Origin of the sequence: Brevibacterium spongiae (assembly GCF_026168515.1) — a bacterium.
GTDB lineage: Bacteria > Actinomycetota > Actinomycetes > Actinomycetales > Brevibacteriaceae > Brevibacterium > Brevibacterium spongiae.
This window is the reverse complement of sequence record NZ_CP093443.1, coordinates 2,813,515-2,832,351: the sequence shown is the minus strand read 5'-3', so window position 1 is coordinate 2,832,351 and position 18,837 is coordinate 2,813,515. Positions and strand designations below refer to the sequence as shown.

Sequence of the window (18,837 nt, the reverse complement as noted above, 5' to 3'; positions counted from 1 at the left end):
AGCGGCTCTCACGCTGGCCGGACTGGTCATCTCCGCGCTCTCGGTCGTCGGCACCGACGAAATCACCGAGACCCCGACCTTCAAGGTCAATGACGGTGCCTATGCCGTCGTCCTCGACGAGGCGATCGTGCCCTATTCGGGCTCGAGCGTGACCGTGACGGCGAAGAATGCGAACGGCACGGAGCTGTTCGTCGGCACCGCCAACGGGGTCGACACCGACAGCTACCTCGACGGTGTGGCCCAGGAGCAGATCAGTGATGTGTCGTTCCCCAAAGCCACCGATCACCGGTACATTCCGGGGGATGCGAAGCCCGAGGCCGATATCGCCGATCGCGACTGGTGGATCAGCAAGGACACGGGGAAGACGGTCGCGAAGACGTTCGATCTCGATGCAGAACCGCAGGTCCTCGTCATCGCCCCGGCGAACCCCGATGACACTCTGGAGGGAACGACGGTGAGCATGGAGATGCCGGTGAAGGGTGTGCTCGGACTCAGTCTGCTCGGCATCGCCGGCGGAATCCTGCTGGCCGGACTCTCACTGTTCTTCTTCATCAGCTGGTGGCAGCAGCGCATCCGCCCGCCGAAGAAGAACCACGACGGCCGCGGCGACTCGGAGCCGAACGGCGAGCCCGGTCCTGCGACTCAGCCGATCTCGACCGTGCAGCCGGACACGGCGACGGGAGCACCGCCTCGGCGACGGGATCTGCGGAACCGCAGGTCATTCACGGCCGTCACCGCCGGACTGATCGGCACCGGGATGGTGCTCAGCGGGTGCGCGAGCATGCCGATCGCCAAGCCCAGCAACCCCGACATCACCCCGTACGAACGCCCCGCGCTGCGTGCCGGTGAAGCCGGGACATTCATGACGAACTACACCGAGTCGCTGGACAAGACGCTCGGTGACAAGGGCACCGACCTCGACAAGATCCAGGCGGCACCGCTCATCGACCACACACGTGCGCAGATCCAGATCGCGGACAAAGCCAAGCAGAAGCTGCGTGCGCCGAACTTCACCGAGGTGGTCGCCGGCAGCCCCAGCTTCTCGAAGTACCCGATGTGGTTCTACGCCTTCGGCACCACAGACAAGAAGTCCACCGACGGCGACAAACCGCTGACGCAGGTGATGCTCGTGACGCGGGAATCGGCGTCGACCGATCCGCTCGTGCGTTCAGCGTCCTATATTCCGACCGACCAGATGCCCACGCTCATGGCCGACGGGCAGGGAGCAGTCGAACCGGGGCCGAAGGACTTCGACAAGGAGATGACGAGCTCGGCCGATGACGTTGCGTCCTACCTCGTCGACGGCAAGGGCAAGGACGGTGCCCCCGACGGTCTCAAGGAGGGCGGTTTCAAGGGATTCCGCGACTACCTCGGCGGTCTGCGGGACAAGGACTCCGGATTCGACAAGGTCGACGTCGACTGCAAGCCGTACGAGGATCTCTCCTTCGAGGACATGACGCTGAGCACGGAGCACGGCGCGATCGGCATGGGCGAGGTCCGCTGCACGCTGACGATCAAGGTTCCCACCGACTACGCGCTCGACCTCGGCGACACCGTCGAAGCTGTGAAGACCAACGACAAGGACGGCGACACCGTCAAGGTCGAGACCGCCCACCCCTACGTGCTCATGCAGACCGGGGACGAGGTCACGGCCGTCGCCACCGACTGGAACGTGCTGTCCTCCCGCGTGGAGTGATTCGGCTCCGGCTGCCGCGTGTCGGGACCCGCGGCTCAGTCCCGGTTCGCGCGGCGGCCGACTTTCAGCCGCGGTTCGCGCGACGGCCGACGCGCAGCAGCCACCACAGGCCGATGATCGGCAGGATGAGCGGGATGAACCCGTAGCCGCTGCCGAAGTTCGACCACACCGAGGGCTTCGCGAAGTCCTCGGGATGGGTGTGGCTGAGGATGCCGACGACGATGACGCCGACGAACTCGATCGTGCAGGCGCTCAGCGCGATCCGGTGCGAGACGCGGTTGCCGATGACCAGGCAGATCGTGGCGAGGATGTAGACGACCGCGGCGAAGGCCGAGAGCGAGTACGCGATCGGGGCGACATCGAATTCGCGGATGAGCTGGTAGCCGGCCCTGGCCGTGGCCGAGAGCGCGAAGATCCCGTAGACGGCGGTCAGCGCCCGCCCGGGCCCGCTGTGCATCGCCGAAAAGGGGGAGCGGTCGCTTGTCCTGCGTTTGGTCACTGCCAAATCTGGTCCAATCTCTCGATCATCACGACCACCGTCAGCCCTGCCGCTGCCAGCACTCCCGGCCCCCAGCGGCTCAGTTCCGCGAACGCCCAGAACCCGGCCAGCGCCATGACGAGGATCGCGGTGATGATGTAGCCGAAGTAGAGCAGCGGGTCGACGTCATGCGTGGAGCCGAAGGTGGCGATCGAGAGGATCAGCTGCACGATGAGCAGCAGAAGCAGGAACGCAGCACCGGCCAACAGAGCCTTGCCCGCCGGTCGGTTACGGATGGTCTCGACGATCGACCACACGGTCAGGATGCCCGTGACGGCATAGAGGACGATGGTGAAAACGGTGAACACCCGACACAGTTTAGTCGGCCTCGCGGCCCGACCTGTGCCCCCGTGTGCTCCGACGGCGGGTGAGATGCCGCACGGATCCTAGCCGTAGCGTGGCTCACCCCCTAAAATTGCAGGGTGCCCATCTATCTCGATCACGCAGCCACCTCGCCGATGCCCGCCGAGGTGCTCGAGGTGTACACGAAGGAACTGGCCAGGCGTGCCAATCCTTCGGCCCTGCACGCCGTCGGACAGGCGGCTCGGATGCGCATCGAAGAAGCACGTGAGGACATCGCCCGCGCGGTCGGCGCAGCCACCTCGTCGGAGGTGATCTTCACTTCGGGAGGCACCGAGGCGGACAATTTCGCACTCAAGGGCCTCTACCTCTCCCGCAACAACTCCACATTCACCGCCCCCATCCGTCCTCGCGTGCTCACGTCCACGATCGAACATCCGGCGATCCTCGAGACCGTGGAGTGGTTGGAGAGCCTCGGCGCCGAGGCGGTCTACCTCGACGTCGATGAGACCGGACGACTCGACCTCGATGCGGCCGTCGCTGAACTGCGCCGGGATCCCGAGCGCACCGCGCTCATCAGCATCATGGCCGCGAACAACGAGATCGGCACCCTGCAGCCGATCCGCGAGATCGGTGAGGTCGCCGCCGAACTCGGCATCCCCTTCCACATCGACGCCGTCCAGGCACTCGGACAGATCCCGCTCGACTTCGCCGCCTTCAAGGCCACCGCGATGACGATCACCGCGCACAAGATCGGCGGACCCGTCGGCATCGGCGCCCTCCTGCTCGACCGCTCCGCCACCCCGACGGCCATCCTCCACGGCGGAGGACAGGAACGCGGTGTGCGCTCGGGAACCCTCGACGTCGCCGGGGCGGTCGCCTTCGCAGCCGCCGTCGACCTCGTCACGGGAGACCTCGAAGCACGAGCGGCACGACTGTCCGCACTCCGCGACCGCCTCATCGCCGGCATCGAATCGAGCATCGACGGTGCCGTGCTGTCCGGCCCGCGCGGAGCCGACCGGCTGCCGGCCAATGCGCACTTCACCTTCACCGGGTGCGAGGGGGACTCGCTGTTGTTCGGCCTCGACGCCCGAGGCCTGGCCACCTCGACGGGTTCGGCCTGCTCGGCAGGGGTCTCACGTCCCTCGCATGTGCTGCTGGCCTGCGGACTGACCGAGGACGCGGCCCGGACCACTCAACGTTTCACCCTCGGTCACGATACGACCGAGGACGATGTCGATGCCCTGCTCGCGGCCCTGCCCGAGGTCGTCGACCAGGCACGCCGAGCCGGGATGGTTTCGGCAACACCCCGATGGATGCAAGGAGCATCATGAGAGTACTCGTCGCCATGTCAGGCGGAGTCGATTCCTCCGTCGCAGCCGCTCGCGCCGTCGACGCCGGACACGAAGTCGTCGGCGTCCACTTAGCCCTGTCCCGAATGCCCGGCACCCTGCGCACCGGATCGCGCGGCTGCTGCACGATCGAAGACTCCCGCGACGCCCACCGGGTGGCCGGGATGCTCGACATCCCCTTCTACGTGTGGGACTTCTCCGAACGGTTCAAGGAAGACATCGTCGATGACTTCATCGCCGAATACGCTGCCGGCCGCACCCCGAACCCGTGCATGCGCTGCAATGAGCGCATCAAGTTCGCCGCCCTCCTCGACCGCGCGCTGGCACTCGGCTTCGACGCCATCGCCACCGGCCACTACGCCGAGGTGCTCCGCGACGACGAAGGCCGGCCCGAGCTGCACCGCGGTGAGGACCTGGCCAAGGACCAGTCATACGTCCTCGGTGTCCTCACCTCCGACCAGCTCGAGCACTGCTACTTCCCGATCGGTGCCACCGCATCGAAGGCCGAAGTGCGCGCCGAGGCGGCTGAGCGCGGATTCTCCGTGGCGAACAAGCCCGACTCCTACGACATCTGCTTCATCCCCGACGGGGACACGAAGGCGTGGCTGGCCGATAAGATCCCGATGCGTCCCGGCCTCATCAAGGACTCCGAGGGCGAGGTCCTCGGTGAGCACGACGGAGCGATGACGTACACGATCGGTCAGCGCAAGGGCCTGGGCATCGAGAAGCCGGCAGCCGACGGCAAGCCCCGCTTCGTCACGGGCCTCGACCCGGCGACGAACACCGTCACCGTGGGGTCGCGTGCCGATCTCGCCGTCTCCCACCTGACGGGCATCCGCACCTCCTGGGCGGGTGCCGCCCCTTCGGACATGGGGCAGACACCGGAGACCGGTATCGACTGTGAGGTCCAGATCCGGGCCCATGCCGATCCGGTGCCGGCCCGTGCATGGCTCGGCGAATTCGTCGCCGAGGCGCCCGAACACGAAGCCAATCCCGTCATCGACGAGGTCGAGGTGCCCGCGGCCCGCCCGGCCGGGCAGCTCATGCACGTCGACGTCGATGAGGAGCTCTCGGGCGTGGCTCCCGGGCAGACCATGGTCATCTACCGCGGCACTCGCGTGCTCGGGCAGGCGACCATCGACGCCACGGCGAAGGATCGTGTCACCCCGGCCCCGGAGGCAGTGCTCGCTGAGGCCTGAGCCGGCTGGTTCGCTGCGGACCTCCTCAGGCGCGGCCGTCCCGGGCGATACTGTGGTGGTATGAAGGAAAGTCCCCAGGACGTCGTCACGGCACCGTATGGAACGTGGTCGTCGCCCCTCACCGCCGCCGAGGTCGCCGCCGGTGCCGCTCCGATCTTCGATGCTGCGTTCCGCGGCGACGAGATCTTCTATTCGACGAAGATCCCCTCCGAGAAGGCACGCACCGGACTCGTCCGCACCTCACTGTCGCGTCCCAGTGCGCGTGAGCAGATTCTGCCGACCGGTTTCAACATCCGCTCCGCCGTCCACGAATACGGGGGAGGGGCCTGGGCGCTGGACCCCGACAGCGAGGTCATCTATTTCGTCAATGCCGCCGATCAGCGGGTGTGGCAGATCATTCCCGGTCGGGCACCGCATGCGCTGACGCCGGACACGTCGGGCCGCATCCGCTACGGCGATCTGCACATGACCCCGTGGGGTCTGCTGTGCGTGCGTGAGGACTGCCGATCCACCCGCCGGCAGCGCGCGATCGTGCTGCTGACCAAGCACGGGACGACGAACGTGCTGTCCACCCTCTCGCATTTCATGGCCTGGCCCCGCCTGTCACCGGATGGCAGCACACTGGCCTTCATCGGCTGGGAGCACCCGAACATGCCGTGGGACGGTACGAATCTGTGGCTGGTCGATGTGCGCACTCCTGCCGCCCCGGCCATCGCCGTGCTCAGGGGCGATCCGATCGAACGCCCGCGACAGGCCCCGCCCACGCTGCCCGGCCCCGTCGATGGGGGAATCTCCCTCCTCCAACCCGAGTTCACCTCGGACTCGTCTCTCCACGTCCTCTCCGACCATCGAAGGCACTGGGCGCTCTACGGCCTCGACTTCGACCCCGTCGCGCCGCGCCGCCTCACAACAGCCCCGAGCCACGCTCCGGCTGCCGAGGAGCTGGGGACAGACCGGCTCCGAACCGTGCTCGACACCGGAGCCGAGATCGGCGGGGCTCTGTGGCAGCTGGGTGCCCGATGGCACTTCCACGAGTCAGGTGAGGTGTGGGCGCATACGCAGTCGGCGACGGCCACGCTCGTGCGCTGCCGACCCACCGACGATGCACCGAGTTCTGTCGAAGCACCGGGCTCTGCCGATGCACCGAACTCCGATAATGCACTGAGCTCTGCCGATGCACAGGGGTCTGCCGATTCATCGTCGTCCTGGGAGCCGATCGACACGACGGGGGAGACGTTCGGCACGATGGAGATGCTCGACCTCGGCCGCACCCACCTGCTGCTCACGGCGAAGTCGACGAGGCGGCCCGGCATCCTCTATGCCGTGAACCGGGTGACCGGACTGTTCACCGAGATCGCCCACGAACGCCTCGACGCTCACCAGGGGTACTACTCCATGCCGCAGGTGACCGAGTTCGGGGGAGTGCCCGTCGTCATCCACCCGCCGCACAATCCCCGCTTCGCCGCCCCGGTCGACGAACTCCCGCCCTATGTCGTCTCGATCCACGGCGGACCCACAGGACAGGCGACCCCGGAGATGTCGGCGCGCACAAGCTTCTTCACCTCCCAGGGCATCGGCGTCCTCGAGGTCAACTACGGCGGCTCGACCGGATTCGGCCGGTCCTGGCGCAACCGACTGCGCGGACAGTGGGGGATCGTCGATGTCGCTGACACCGTCGCCGCCGTCGAAGGGCTCCTCGCCGCAGGTCTCGCGGACCCGCAGCGCATCGCGATCTCCGGAGCATCCTCGGGAGGCTGGACGGTGCTCTCCGCGCTCGCAGAGACGGAGATCTTCGCCTGCGGCACCTCGTACTTCGGCGTCACCGACCTCATGCGCTTCGTCGTCGACACCCACGACTTCGAATCCCACTACATCGACGGCCTCGTCGGCCCCTGGCCCGAAGCGCAGGACGCCTACATCCACCGTTCGCCGATCCGCCGCGTCACCGATATCAGTGTGCCCGTGGCAGTGATGCAGGGCGACCGCGACCCGATCGTCCCGCCCTCACAGGCCCAGGAATTCGTCGATACACTCGAACTGGCCGGAGTGGAGTACATTTACCGTCTGTACAAGGGCGAATCCCACGGCTTCGTCCGCGCCGAGACCATCATCGATTCCCTGGAAAGCGAGTTCGGATTCTATGTCGACGTCTTCGGAATCCCGCGCGGCCACTGAACCCGCCCCCGATGCGCCCACGACAGTTCTGCCCGCCGCCACGACCACAGGCATCTGGCTGCCCGGGGCCCGGGATCCGCACCGGAGCTATATCGCCACGAGTCCTGTCCGCGAAGCAGCTGCCGCCGGGTTCGACATCCTCGCCGACCAGCTGCCGCCCGTCCCGCTCACCGCGCACGCATCCGAGGGCCGGTGGGGTGCCGACGCCATCGGCCGCGCCGTCGGCCTGCTCACCGACCTCCACGTCGACCGCACCTCCTACGGATGGCGGCTGACTGCCTCGGCGGGCAAGGACGAACGACTCGAGGACTCGGCCTTGGTCGAGGCCTTCGACGCGATCGCGGAATACGGTCAGTCCCGTCCCGGACAGGTCCAGATCAGCCTGCCCGGGCCGTGGACGCTCGTGACCGCGCTGAGCCTGAGCTCCGGCGCCCGCGTGCTCGGCGACCACGGCGCCCGCCGCGATGTCGTCCAGGCCTACGCCTTCGGCATCGCCGCCTTCACCGACCGCATCGCGGGCCTGGGCATGCAGCCGACCGTCCGCCTCGTCGAATCCCGGCTGACCCCGGTCCTCACCGGCACGTGGCCGACCGTGTCCGGGTGGGCGAGCCTGCCCGCGATCAGCGAAACCCAGGTGTGGGCAGCGCTCGAATCGACGCTGCGCCACCTGCCGCCCACGGTGCTCGCCCTGCCGAACCTCGACCCCCTGCACCTGCAGGGCAAGGCGATCCCCGCCGTCGAGGCGGTCCAACGCACCGGAGCACACGCCGTGTCCGTGCCGTGGGCTAGCCTGAAGGCACAGAATTGGGAGCAGGCAGCCATCCTCGCCGAGGCGGGGCTCGGCGTCTGGTTCCACCTGCCCTCCGATGCCGGAACTCGTCCGGATGCGGTCAATCACTGGGTCGATCGCATCCGCACCCCCTGGTCGCGCATCGGCATGGGGGCGGCGAGTCTGCGCGACATCGGAATCATCGCAGGGCCCGAACTGCCGCTTTCCCACCCCCCGCTGCTTGATGAGAAGCACGAACTGAGCCCCGAGCACAACCGAGGAACCATGACCATCGCCGCCGGTCTGCGGCGCGCTCTTGAGGAGATCGAATGACCACGACACCGGAGAACGCAGATCTCTCGGATGCGTCCACCCGCTTACAGGCCCACGCACAGCTGACCGAGAGGATCGAGGAGCTGCGGGCCGCCTACTACCAGGACTCCCTGCTCGTCTCCGATGCCGAATACGACGAGCTCGTCCACCGGCTCGAAGACCTCGAGGCGAAGTTTCCCGAACTCGTCACGGACTCCTCACCGACGCAGACGGTCGGCGGTGTCGTCGACACCTCGACCTTCGACCCGGTCGAACACATCGGGCCGATGTACAGCCTTGACAACGTCTTCGACTATGACGAACTGCGGGCTTGGTATGAACGGGTCCGGTCAGCCACCTCGGCGAAGTCGAAGTTCCTCTGCGAACTGAAGATCGACGGACTCGCCGTCAATCTGCTCTACCGAAACGGCGAACTGGTCCGGGCCGCGACCCGCGGAGACGGGCGCATCGGTGAGGACATCACCGCGAACGTGCGCACCATCTCCGATATCCCGCACCACCTCGATACGGAGCACCCGCCGGCCGAGGTGGAGATCCGCGGTGAGGTGTTCTTCCCCGTCGAGGAGTTCGCCGAACTCAACGCCTCCCTCGTCGCCGAGGGCAAGGCGCCGTTTGCGAACCCGCGGAACTCTGCGGCAGGCTCCCTGCGGCAGAAGGACCCGGCAGTCACCGCACGCCGGCCCCTGCACATGCTCGTCCACGGCATCGCGGTGTGGACCCCGGCTGATGATTCGCACCCGGAACCGGCCCACCAGTCCGAGGTCTACGAACAGTTCCGGTCCTGGGGTCTGCCGATCAGCGACTACTTCAAGGTCCTCGACACCGTCGACGAGATCGAAGACTTCATCGCCCACTACGGCGAGCACCGACACGACGTGACGCATGAGATCGACGGCATCGTCATCAAGATCGACGACATCGCCGTGCAGGAGACTCTCGGCTACACCTCCCGTGCGCCGCGGTGGGCGACGGCCTTCAAGTATCCGCCCGAGGAGGTCACGACGAAGCTGATCGACATCCAGGTGCAGGTCGGCCGGACCGGACGAGTGACCCCCTTCGCCGTGATGGAGCCGGTGACCGTGGCCGGATCGACCGTGGAGCGGGCGACCCTGCACAACGGCTACGAGGTCAAACGCAAGGGTGTGCTCATCGGCGACACCGTCACCCTGCGCAAGGCCGGCGACGTCATCCCCGAGGTGCTCGGACCGGTCGTGGCCCAACGTGACGGGTCCGAACACGAATTCGTCATGCCCACCCACTGCCCGTCGTGCGGGACCGAACTCGGGGAGCAGAAGGAAGGCGATAAGGATCTGCGGTGCCCGAACTCGCGGTCGTGCCCGGCACAGCTGGCCAACCGCATCTTCTATCTCGCCTCCCGAGCCGCCTTCGACATCGAGGCTCTCGGTGAAGAGGCCGCAATCGCACTCACGGCCCCGGCCGAGCCCGAGACGCCACCGCTGACCTCGGAGGCCTTCCTCTTCGACCTCACCCCGGAAGCTCTCGCGGATGTGAAGATCTGGCGGGACAAGAAGGTCAAGGGCGTGGCAACCGGGGAGCGGGAGCTCGTGCCCTACTTCTATACGCGCGGGACCGCGAAGAAGCCGAGCGCTCCGAGCGCGAACACGAAGAAGCTCTTCGACGAACTGGAGAAGGCCAAGGACCAGGATCTGTGGCGGGTGCTCCTGGCCCTGTCGATCCGTCACGTCGGACCGACGGCGGCGCGGACTCTGGCCGCGAAGTTCCGTACGCTTCAGGCCATCCGTGAGGCCGGCGAAGAGGAGCTCTCGGATGTCGAAGGCATCGGGCCGACGATCGCAAAGAGCCTGCGCGACTGGTTCGACGTCGACTGGCACAACGAGATCGTCGACACCTGGGCGGCCGCCGGCGTACGGATGGAGGACGAGGAAGTCGAGACGGGTGCGCAGACTCTCGAGGGGCTGACGATCGTGGCCACAGGATCGCTGAGCACTTTCACCCGCGACGGGATCAAGGAGGCGATCCTCGGCGCCGGAGGCAAAGCGGCGGGCTCTGTGTCGAAGAAGACCGATTACGTCGTCGCCGGTGAGAACGCCGGATCGAAGCTGGAGAAGGCCGAATCACTGGGCGTGCCGGTGCTCGATGAGGACCAGTTCAGGGTCCTGTTGGAGACGGGAAGCCTCGACTGAACACGGACTGATCACTGAGTCCGCAGGTCTGAGCGTGCGGCTCGCCGAGGTCCCGGCTCTGAACTGCCAGCCGTGCCCGCTGCACCGGGCACACGGAGGGAATACATCCTCGGCGGGGGAGGTTCCATGGTGTGGCTGTGTACTCATTCGTGACCGAACTCGAAGTCGGGGTACAGACTCAGCCAAGCTCAGAGACAGCTTCGAATGGAAGAGTATGTGACATGAGATGGATTCCCCGACTCCTCGCCGGTACCTGCGTGGTCGTCGCCGCGGCACTGACGGCGGTTCCGGTGACGGCAGGACTGGCCGACCTGGTGCTCAACCCGGGGCCGCAGTCGACGAAACGCAACGCTCAGCCTGCCCTGACTTCCCTGCGCACGAACACACCGCCGGTCGCCCGCACCGAGGAGTCGGCCGTCGGAAGCGCCTCGCATGAAGTCATCGAGGGCACCATCGTCGATGACTCGGAAGCCACCGGCACCGACTCAGCCGGCACCTCCTCAGCCGGCACCGACTCAGTTGGCACCGACTCAGCCAGCATCGCCTCCGCCGGCACCGAACTCGTCGCGGCCACGGCATCCGACGCCCACGCCCGCGTCACCGAACTCGCCGCTGACCTGCAGGCCGGAGTCGCTGCCGGTGAATTCGCCCAAGCCGATGCCGACAGGGTCCTCGCCGATATCGCCGGCTACATCCACGGCGACCGCACCTGGCCCGAACGCCTCTCCGCCTGACCCCCATTACTACCCGACGGCGCCCCAGCAACCTCGCGCCAGGTTGCTGGGGCGCCGTCGGGTAGTTCCGGGGAGGGTCACATCACGCCCACGAAACCGCGTCCGGTGAAGAGACTAGACTGGGATGCGAGTGTTAACGACGATGAAAGGCAGGGAATGACGGAGTCTTCCGCAATCACCCCCGAACAGGTGGAGCATCTGGCTGCACTGTCTCGGATCGCCATGAGCGAGGACGAGCTGAAATCGCTCGCCGGTGACCTGAGCACAATTCTGGGAAACGTCGCCAGGATCAACGAAGTGGCCGGTGACGACGTGCCCGCGACCAGCCACCCGATCCCGCTGACGAACGTCATGCGCCCCGACGTCGTCGGTGAGACGCTGACCAGCGAGCAGGCCCTGGCCTCGGCTCCGGCCGCAGCCGATGACAAGTTCCTCGTCCCGCAGATCCTCGGGGAGGAATGAGATGGCCGAAATGACGAACAAGAGCGCACTCGAACTCGCGGCAGGACTGAAGTCCGGCGAGTTCTCCTCCGTCGAGGTCACGCAGGCGCACCTCGACCGCATCGCCGCCACCGAGGATGACTTCAACTCCTTCATCACCGTCACCGACGAGCTCGCGCTCGAGACCGCGAAGGTCGTCGACGCCAAGCGCGCCGCCGGTGAGGACGTGCATGCGCTCGCCGGTGTGCCGGTCGCGCTCAAGGACCTCATCGTCACCGAAGGTGTGCGCACCACCGCCGGTTCGAAGATGCTCGAGAACTGGGTGCCGCCGTATGAGTCGACGGTGCACAACAAGGTCAGGGCCGCAGGACTGCCGGTGCTCGGGAAGACCAACCTCGACGAATTCGCAATGGGATCGACGACCGAGCACTCGGCCTTCGGCGACACCCGCAACCCATGGAACCTCGACCACGTTCCCGGTGGTTCCTCCGGAGGTGCGGCAGCCGCACTCGCCGGATTCCAGGCCCCGCTGTCCGTGGGCACCGACACCGGCGGTTCCGTCCGCCAGCCCGCCGCGTTCACCGGCACCGTCGGAGTGAAGCCGACCTACGGGTCGATCTCGCGCTTCGGCATCATCGCCATGGCCTCGAGCCTCGACCAGGTCGGCCCGATGGGCCGCTCGGTCGCCGACGCCGCGGCCCTGCACGAACTGCTCGCCGGTCACGATCCGCTCGACTCGACCTCGCTGCCCGACCCTGTCGGCGGATTCCTCGATGCCGCACAGACCAGCGAGCTCAAGGGCAAGAAGCTCGGCGTCATCAAGCAGCTGGCCGGTGAGGGCTACCAGGACGGAGTCCGCACCGCGTTCACCGCAGCCCTCGAGGCCGCAGCAGCCGCCGGTGCCGAGATCGTCGAAGTCGACTGCCCGGCGATCTCCTACGCACTCGACGCCTACTACCTCATCATGCCCTCCGAGGTGTCCTCGAACCTCGCCCGCTACGACGGCATGCGCTACGGCCTGCGGGTCGAACCCGAATCGGGACCCGTCACCGCCGAGACAGTCATGTCTGCCACCCGCGCCGCCGGTTTCGGTGATGAGGTCAAACGCCGCATCATCCTCGGCACCTACGCCCTGTCCGCCGGATACTACGACGCCTACTACGGCTCGGCGCAGAAGATCCGCACGCTCGTGCAGAACGACTTCGCCGAGGCCTTCGCCGCGTGCGACGTCCTCGTGTCCCCGACGGCCCCGACGACCGCGCTGAAGTTCGGTGCGGAGAAGGCCGCGGATCCGATGGCCCTGTACCTGGGCGACGTCGCGACGATCCCGGCGAACCTCGCCGGCATCCCCGGTCTGTCGCTGCCGGCAGGACTGGCCGACGGTCTGCCCGTCGGGTTCCAGATCCTCGCCCCGGCCCGCGAAGACATCAAGCTCTACGAGGTGGCCGGACCGCTCGAAGCCGCACTCGAATCCGCCGGCGGACGCGTGCTCGACACCCTCGCGGAAGGACTGGAAGCCAAGTGAAATACGAAGACGCGATCAATAAATACGATCCGGTCATCGGCATCGAGGTCCATGTCGAACTCGGCACCGCGACCAAGATGTTCGACGCCGCCCCCAACAGCTTCGGCGGGGGACCGAACACGAACGTGACCCCCACGTCACTCGGCCTGCCCGGGTCCCTTCCCGTGGTCAACGAGAAAGGTGTGGAGTACGCGATCAAGATCGGTCTGGCGCTCGGCTGCGAGATCGCCGAGACCTGCCGGTTCGCCCGGAAGAACTACTTCTACCCGGACGTGCCCAAGGATTTCCAGACCAGCCAGTCCGATGAGCCCATCGCCTCGGAGGGTCAGGTCGAGGTCGAACTCGAGGACGGCACCATCTTCACCGTCCCGGTCGAACGCGCCCACATGGAAGAGGACGCGGGCAAGAACACGCACGTGGGCGGGGCCACCGGCCGCATCCAGGGTGCTGATCATTCGCTCGTCGACTACAACCGCGCCGGTGTTCCCCTCGTCGAGATCGTCACCCACCCGATCACCGGGACAAGGGAGAGGGCCGCCGAGGTGGCCGCCGCCTATGTGCGTACGCTGAGGGACATCTTCCGCGCCCTCGACGTCTCCGAAGCCCGCATGGAGCAGGGCAACGTCCGTGCCGATGTCAATGTCTCGCTGCGCGAGAGCCCCGAGGCACCGCTGGGTACGCGCACGGAGACGAAGAACGTCAACTCCTTCCGCTCGATCGAACGCGCTGTGCGCTTCGAGATCGCGCGCCAGGCGACCCTGCTCGAAGCCGGTGAGAAGGTCGTCCAGGAGACCCGGCACTTCCACGAGGAGACCGGTGAGACCTCCTCGGGACGTCCGAAGTCCGATGCCGATGACTACCGCTACTTCCCGGAGCCGGATCTCGTTCCGCTCCAGCCCAGCCGCGACTGGGTCGAGGAGCTGCGGGCGACCCTGCCCGAGCTGCCGGCGCAGAAGCGCAGGCGGCTGCTCGCGGAATGGAAGTTCAGCGACCTCGAGATGCGCGACATCGTCAACGCCGGCCTCCTCGAGGCCATCGAGGACACCGTCACCGCCGGTGCGAAGCCTGCGCAGGCACGCAAATGGTGGACCGGTGAGGTCGCCCGCCTGGCCAACCAGGAGGAGAAGCACCCCACCGAGATCGTCACCCCGGCTCAGGTGGCCGGGCTCGTCGAACTCATCAAGGCGGGCAGACTCAACGACAAGCTGGCCAAGGATGTGCTCTCCGGAGTCGTCGCCGGTGAGGGCGAGCCCGCTGAGGTGATGAAGGCCCGCGATCTCGAGATCGTCGAGGACACCGGTGCGCTCGAAGCCGCAGTCGAAGAGGCCATCGCGGCCAACCCCGATGTGGTCGAGAAGATCAAGGGCGGAAAGATGCAGGCCATCGGAGCGCTCATGGGTCCGATCATGAAGGCCACCCGTGGTCAGGCCGATGCCGGAAAGGCCAAGGACCTCATCCTCGCCAAGATCAACGGCTGAGGCCGGTCAGGTCATCGGGCCGCGTCCGACAGCGCGCCCGACCCGGGCTTGCACTGTGACCTGACCACAACTCAGGATTGATCCAGCCACACCCTCTAGACTGTGCGTCCAAGGGAGCCGACCGGCTCCCGAGCACAGCGGAGGGTGTGGCTGTTCGCATTCTCCGTGACGGCGGCGGCCGGACCGGACCGGCCGCATGAGAGTCGTCTGCGTGCACCACACGCGTGGAGGTGAAGCGGTGTCTGAGTGGAAGTCTCTGTGGAAGAGAGAATGCGGGAAGTCGGCCCCGATCTACCGGGTTCTCGTGCCCGAAAGCGTCAATGATGATGTGATGCGAGCGTGGAACGCTCGCGGATACCGCTACACGGCCGGGGCACCGAGCGCGATCATGCTCACCGGCGGGATGGGACGCAACTTCTTCCGCTCCAGCGTTCTCTTCAAAGGCGGCACCGCCGCAGGCACCGCCATGACCGCAGGTTTCGCAGCCCCCGGAGGGCTCGCGCTGCTGTCCGGGTTCGGAGATGCCGCACTGACCTTCGGCGGAATGGGTGCGGCAACGGCGGTGGGCACAGGCGTCTTCGCCGCCGTCACCGGACCGAAGTACCTGCGCGACCCGAAGCGACTGAGCAGGAGAGCCCGACGCAAGGTCACCGGTGCCCGCTGGATCACCCCGCAGAGTCTCGGCTACATCGCCGGACGCAAGGACGGCCGTGACACCGATGAACAGCGCCTGTTCCACCTGGCTGTGATGATCGCCCGCAAGATCGTACGGACCCGGGCATGGACCCACCCGATACTGAAGGACCACGTCTCCCGCGTCGACCTCGACCACGCCGTGGCCTCCATCGGCGTGCGCCTGCAGGAGCTCGTGAGCCTGCGCGAGGAGATCGAGGGCATCCGCGATGCGGGAACCGCGAAGTCGGTGGAGACCTACCTGTCGAAGCTGGCCGTCGCCTTCACGTCGATGGCGCGTCGGGTCGAGTCGATGCACGAGTACTTCGAGCGGCTGCTCGAACTCGATGAGCAGCTCATGCTGCTGCACAATTCCGAACGCTCCCGCGAACTCGGCGACCGGGTGCTCGATGTGCTCTCACGCACGGCCGCCGACGATTCGGCCGACTGGCAGTTCCGCGAGCTGCGCATCGACGCGGAATCGCAGTCGTCGATCATCTCCGGTCTCGTCGCCGAACTCGATGAGACCGCCGACGATTTCGACGACTTCGACTCCAGACTGGCTGCGGCACAGAAGTCCGTGGACGAACTCGAGGCCTGACCTCTCAGTGCCCAAAGGGGTCGGGATCGACTCCCGGCATCCAGGACCGTCCCGGTTCATTGTAGCCATGGTCCGCCTGGGCCCTCTTCCACTTCTTCGACCACCGCTTGTCGAGGCGGTCGACGTAGAGAGTGCCCTGCAGGTGGTCGTACTCGTGCTGCATGATGCGGGCGAACCAGCCCTCCGCGGTGAGCGTCACCGGCTTTCCCGTCTCATCGACGCCGTTGACGGTGACACGCTCGGCGCGCTTGAGGGGGAAATCGAGGCTCGGCACCGACAGACATCCCTCGGTCTCCTCATCGGGGTCCGGGCGGGTGTCGGGGATCTTCGAGGCGATGAGGATCGGATTGACGAAGGTGCCGCGGCGCCGGACGCCGTGGTCGTCGTCGGCATTGAAGACGAAGATGGCCATGCCGATGCCGATCTGCGGGGCGGCGAGGCCGACGCCGTTGCTCGCATCCAGAGTCTCGTGCATGTCGGCGACGAGCTCGGCGAGACCGGCATCGAATTCTGTGATCTTCTCAGCGCGGCGATGCAGAACGGGCTCGCCATAGACGACGATGGGATGAATAGCCATGAGGTCAATCGTATCGGTATCCGCATCCGCTTCTGAGCCCGGTGGCAGCTGAGTCCGGACGACGATTCTGGGGCCTCAATTGCTCAGCGGTTGGCTGGGTCAAGTCGCTCTTGTACCTGATGGCGGCGGCTGAGGCTAGGGAGTATGACGCGCGAAGTCGAGAATTTTCGCCGCCAGCGAACAGTGATTGTTGAGCAACTATTCTGGGAACATGTTCAGGGACGGGGTGGTTATGATGAGCACAAGCCGTCTCGGACCACGAGATGCCAGCTGTCGCGAAAATGCCTGTCTGCACAGGTAAGCAAAAGCGTGAAAGGACTTACATTGACCATCTTCAACAATGTCTCCGATCTGGTCGGCCGTACGCCGCTGATCCGCGTCAACAAGGCCAGCGAGCGCTCCGGTGCCGAGATCATCGCCAAGCTCGAGTCGTACAACCCCGGCAACTCCGTCAAGGACCGGATCGGTGTGGCCATGATCGACGCCGCTGAGAAGTCCGGCGAGCTCAAGCCCGGCGGAACGATCGTCGAAGCCACCTCGGGCAACACCGGCATCGCCCTGGCGATGATCGGCACCTCCCGTGGCTACAACGTGAAGCTGACCATGCCGGAGTCGATGTCGAAGGAGCGCCGCGCGCTGCTTCGCGCCTTCGGCGCCGAACTCGTCCTCACCGACAAGGCCGACGGCATGAAGGGCGCCGTCGCCAAGGCGGAAGAGCTCGCCGCCGACGGTGCCGTGCTCGTGCGCCAGTTCGAGAACCAGGCCAATGCCGAGATCCACAGGACCACCACCGGTCCTGAGATCCTCGCCGACACCGACGGCAACGTCGACATCTTCATCTCCGGAATCGGCACCGGCGGCACCATCACCGGCGCGGGCTCCGCACTGCGTGAGGCCAAGCCCGAAGTGAAGATCATCGCCGTCGAGCCTGCCGCTTCGCCGCTGCTGACCGAAGGCAAGGCCGGCCCGCACGCCATCCAGGGCCTCGGCGCGAACTTCGTTCCCGGCGTCCTCGACACCGACATCTACGATGAGGTCGTCACCGTTGAAAACGATGCGGCCATCGAACGTGCCCGTGAGGTCGCGAAGGAAGAGGGCCTCCTCGTGGGCATCTCCTCCGGTGCTGCGCTCTCCGCCGCCGAGGCGATCGGTGCACGTCCGGAGAACGCCGGCAAGCGCATCGTCGTCATCCTCCCCGACTTCGGTGAGCGCTACCTGTCGACTCCGCTGTTCTCCGAATACCTCGACTGATTCCGAGCCAGCGGCACGAGGGCGTCAAACTCCGGTTTGGCGCCCTTGCCGTCTGAGGACCTCGAACTTCCGCACCCAAACAAAGAGCAAGGACGGACATCATGAAGGCACGGACATCATGAAGGCACTGTGGACGGCGGCCGCTGCAGCCGCGGGCGCTGCGGTCTACGGACTCAGCCGCCCGAAGGTGCGCACGACCCTGCGCGAAGACCTCGACACCGTGCGTCGACGCGACCCCGCGGCGACGAGTGACTTCGTGTCTCTTGTCTCCTACCCCGGGATGCACGCGATCTGGGCTCACCGAGGACTGCACAGGCTCTGGCAGTACGAAGCGGGCAGGACTCCGGCTCGTCTCCTGTCGCAGATGGTGCGCACCCTGACCGGGGTCGAGATCCATCCGGGAGCGAAGATCGGCCGCAGGTTCTTCATCGATCATGCCAATGGAGTCGTCATCGGCGAGACCTCGGAGATCGGCGATGACGTCATGCTCTATCACCAGGTCACCCTCGGCGGCACCTCGATGGAGCAGAAGAAGCGCCATCCCACGATCGGCAACCACGTGCTCGTCGGCGCGGGGGCGAAGATCCTCGGCCCCGTCGTCGTCGGCGACAACTCTGCGGTCGGAGCCAATGCCGTCGTCGTCAAGGACGTGGCAGCGGACTCGAGCGCCGTGGGAATCCCCGCGACCGTGCGGCCGAAGAAGTCAGCAGCGACCGGGAAAGCCGACAGGGGAGAGGCAGGTGGGTCGAGTCCTGCCGGCTCAAGCTCCGCCGGTTCGCGATCTGCCGCCTCGAGCACCGTATCCGGTGACGAAGAGGCGAACCGCCCCGACTTCGTCCTCGAGGATCCCGCCCTCTGGATCTGAACTCAGCGGCTCACCACAGAAACGCCCCGCCTCACCGACGGGGCGTTTCTGTGCCCTTCGCCACCCGGGGAATACTTCTGCGACCCAATCTGTTAAGATTTCAACTAAATACTTCAAAATTGAAGTGAGACAGGTTCGAGCAGTTCGACCAGCACGCCTCAGGAGC

General features: G+C 66.4%; 16 protein-coding genes. 13 read left to right on the top strand and 3 right to left on the bottom strand.

All coding sequences use genetic code 11. The features are described 5' to 3' along the window. Nucleotides 1–127 precede the first annotated feature (127 nt). Complete coding sequence (locus tag L1F31_RS12695; RefSeq protein ID WP_265417644.1) at nt 128–1,696, top strand: hypothetical protein; 1,569 nt, start codon at nt 128–130, stop codon at nt 1,694–1,696. Nucleotides 1,697–1,760: 64 nt separating this feature from the next. On the opposite strand, the gene L1F31_RS12690 is transcribed toward L1F31_RS12695, so the two are convergent. After that, nucleotides 1,761–2,153: a hypothetical protein gene (locus L1F31_RS12690; RefSeq protein ID WP_265420437.1), complete on the bottom strand. Its 393-nt coding sequence runs from the start codon at nt 2,151–2,153 to the stop codon at nt 1,761–1,763. Between the two features lie 38 nt (nt 2,154–2,191). Continuing rightward, the gene (locus L1F31_RS12685) at nt 2,192–2,542 is read right to left on the bottom strand and encodes a hypothetical protein (RefSeq protein WP_265417643.1); all 351 of its coding nucleotides are present in this window, start codon (nt 2,540–2,542) and stop codon (nt 2,192–2,194) included. A gap of 114 nt (nt 2,543–2,656) precedes the next feature. Between L1F31_RS12685 and L1F31_RS12680 the strand changes: the two genes are divergently transcribed. The 10 genes from L1F31_RS12680 to L1F31_RS12635 all read left to right on the top strand — a co-directional run bounded on the left by L1F31_RS12680 (nt 2,657) and on the right by L1F31_RS12635 (nt 15,978). Then, entirely contained in the window at nt 2,657–3,868 is a 1,212-nt protein-coding gene (locus L1F31_RS12680; protein WP_265417642.1) for a cysteine desulfurase family protein, read from the top strand. Further along, the gene (gene mnmA / locus L1F31_RS12675; RefSeq protein WP_265417641.1) at nt 3,865–5,085 is read left to right on the top strand and encodes a tRNA 2-thiouridine(34) synthase MnmA; all 1,221 of its coding nucleotides are present in this window, start codon (nt 3,865–3,867) and stop codon (nt 5,083–5,085) included. The genes L1F31_RS12680 and mnmA overlap by 4 nt, the downstream gene beginning before the upstream one ends. A 60-nt stretch (nt 5,086–5,145) precedes the next feature. Further along, nucleotides 5,146–7,260, top strand: a complete 2,115-nt coding sequence (locus L1F31_RS12670) for a S9 family peptidase (protein ID WP_265417640.1) — start codon at nt 5,146–5,148, stop codon at nt 7,258–7,260. Continuing rightward, nucleotides 7,226–8,362: a uroporphyrinogen decarboxylase/cobalamine-independent methonine synthase family protein gene (locus L1F31_RS12665; protein ID WP_265417639.1), complete on the top strand. Its 1,137-nt coding sequence runs from the start codon at nt 7,226–7,228 to the stop codon at nt 8,360–8,362. Before L1F31_RS12670 ends, L1F31_RS12665 begins: the two co-directional genes overlap by 35 nt. Further along, nucleotides 8,359–10,527 carry an NAD-dependent DNA ligase LigA gene (gene ligA / locus L1F31_RS12660; protein WP_265417638.1) on the top strand — a complete coding sequence of 723 codons (2,169 nt, stop codon included), beginning with the start codon at nt 8,359–8,361 and terminating at the stop codon, nt 10,525–10,527. Before L1F31_RS12665 ends, ligA begins: the two co-directional genes overlap by 4 nt. A 221-nt stretch (nt 10,528–10,748) precedes the next feature. Further along, entirely contained in the window at nt 10,749–11,261 is a 513-nt protein-coding gene (locus L1F31_RS12655; RefSeq protein WP_265417637.1) for a hypothetical protein, read from the top strand. 156 nt (nt 11,262–11,417) lie between these two features. Then, nucleotides 11,418–11,723 (top strand): Asp-tRNA(Asn)/Glu-tRNA(Gln) amidotransferase subunit GatC, encoded by a 306-nt coding sequence (gene gatC, locus L1F31_RS12650; RefSeq protein ID WP_265417636.1) that lies wholly within the window; start codon nt 11,418–11,420, stop codon nt 11,721–11,723. A gap of 1 nt (nt 11,724) precedes the next feature. After that, nucleotides 11,725–13,227 carry an Asp-tRNA(Asn)/Glu-tRNA(Gln) amidotransferase subunit GatA gene (gatA, locus tag L1F31_RS12645; protein ID WP_265417635.1) on the top strand — a complete coding sequence of 501 codons (1,503 nt, stop codon included), beginning with the start codon at nt 11,725–11,727 and terminating at the stop codon, nt 13,225–13,227. Beyond that, on the top strand, nt 13,224–14,705 hold the full coding sequence (gene gatB / locus L1F31_RS12640; RefSeq protein ID WP_265417634.1) for an Asp-tRNA(Asn)/Glu-tRNA(Gln) amidotransferase subunit GatB: 1,482 nt from the start codon (nt 13,224–13,226) through the stop codon (nt 14,703–14,705). The genes gatA and gatB overlap by 4 nt, the downstream gene beginning before the upstream one ends. Before the next feature lie 238 nt (nt 14,706–14,943). Next, nucleotides 14,944–15,978 carry a hypothetical protein gene (locus tag L1F31_RS12635; protein ID WP_265417633.1) on the top strand — a complete coding sequence of 345 codons (1,035 nt, stop codon included), beginning with the start codon at nt 14,944–14,946 and terminating at the stop codon, nt 15,976–15,978. Nucleotides 15,979–15,982: 4 nt separating this feature from the next. Here the strand turns inward: L1F31_RS12635 and def are convergent, their stop codons facing one another. Continuing rightward, the gene (def, locus tag L1F31_RS12630) at nt 15,983–16,555 is read right to left on the bottom strand and encodes a peptide deformylase (protein ID WP_265417632.1); all 573 of its coding nucleotides are present in this window, start codon (nt 16,553–16,555) and stop codon (nt 15,983–15,985) included. 324 nt (nt 16,556–16,879) lie between these two features. Here def and cysK point away from each other — a divergent pair, with 324 nt between their 5' ends. Beyond that, complete coding sequence (gene cysK, locus L1F31_RS12625) at nt 16,880–17,806, top strand: cysteine synthase A (RefSeq protein ID WP_265417631.1); 927 nt, start codon at nt 16,880–16,882, stop codon at nt 17,804–17,806. Nucleotides 17,807–17,924: 118 nt separating this feature from the next. Beyond that, on the top strand, nt 17,925–18,671 hold the full coding sequence (epsC, locus tag L1F31_RS12620) for a serine O-acetyltransferase EpsC (RefSeq protein ID WP_265417630.1): 747 nt from the start codon (nt 17,925–17,927) through the stop codon (nt 18,669–18,671). Nucleotides 18,672–18,837 lie beyond the last annotated feature (166 nt).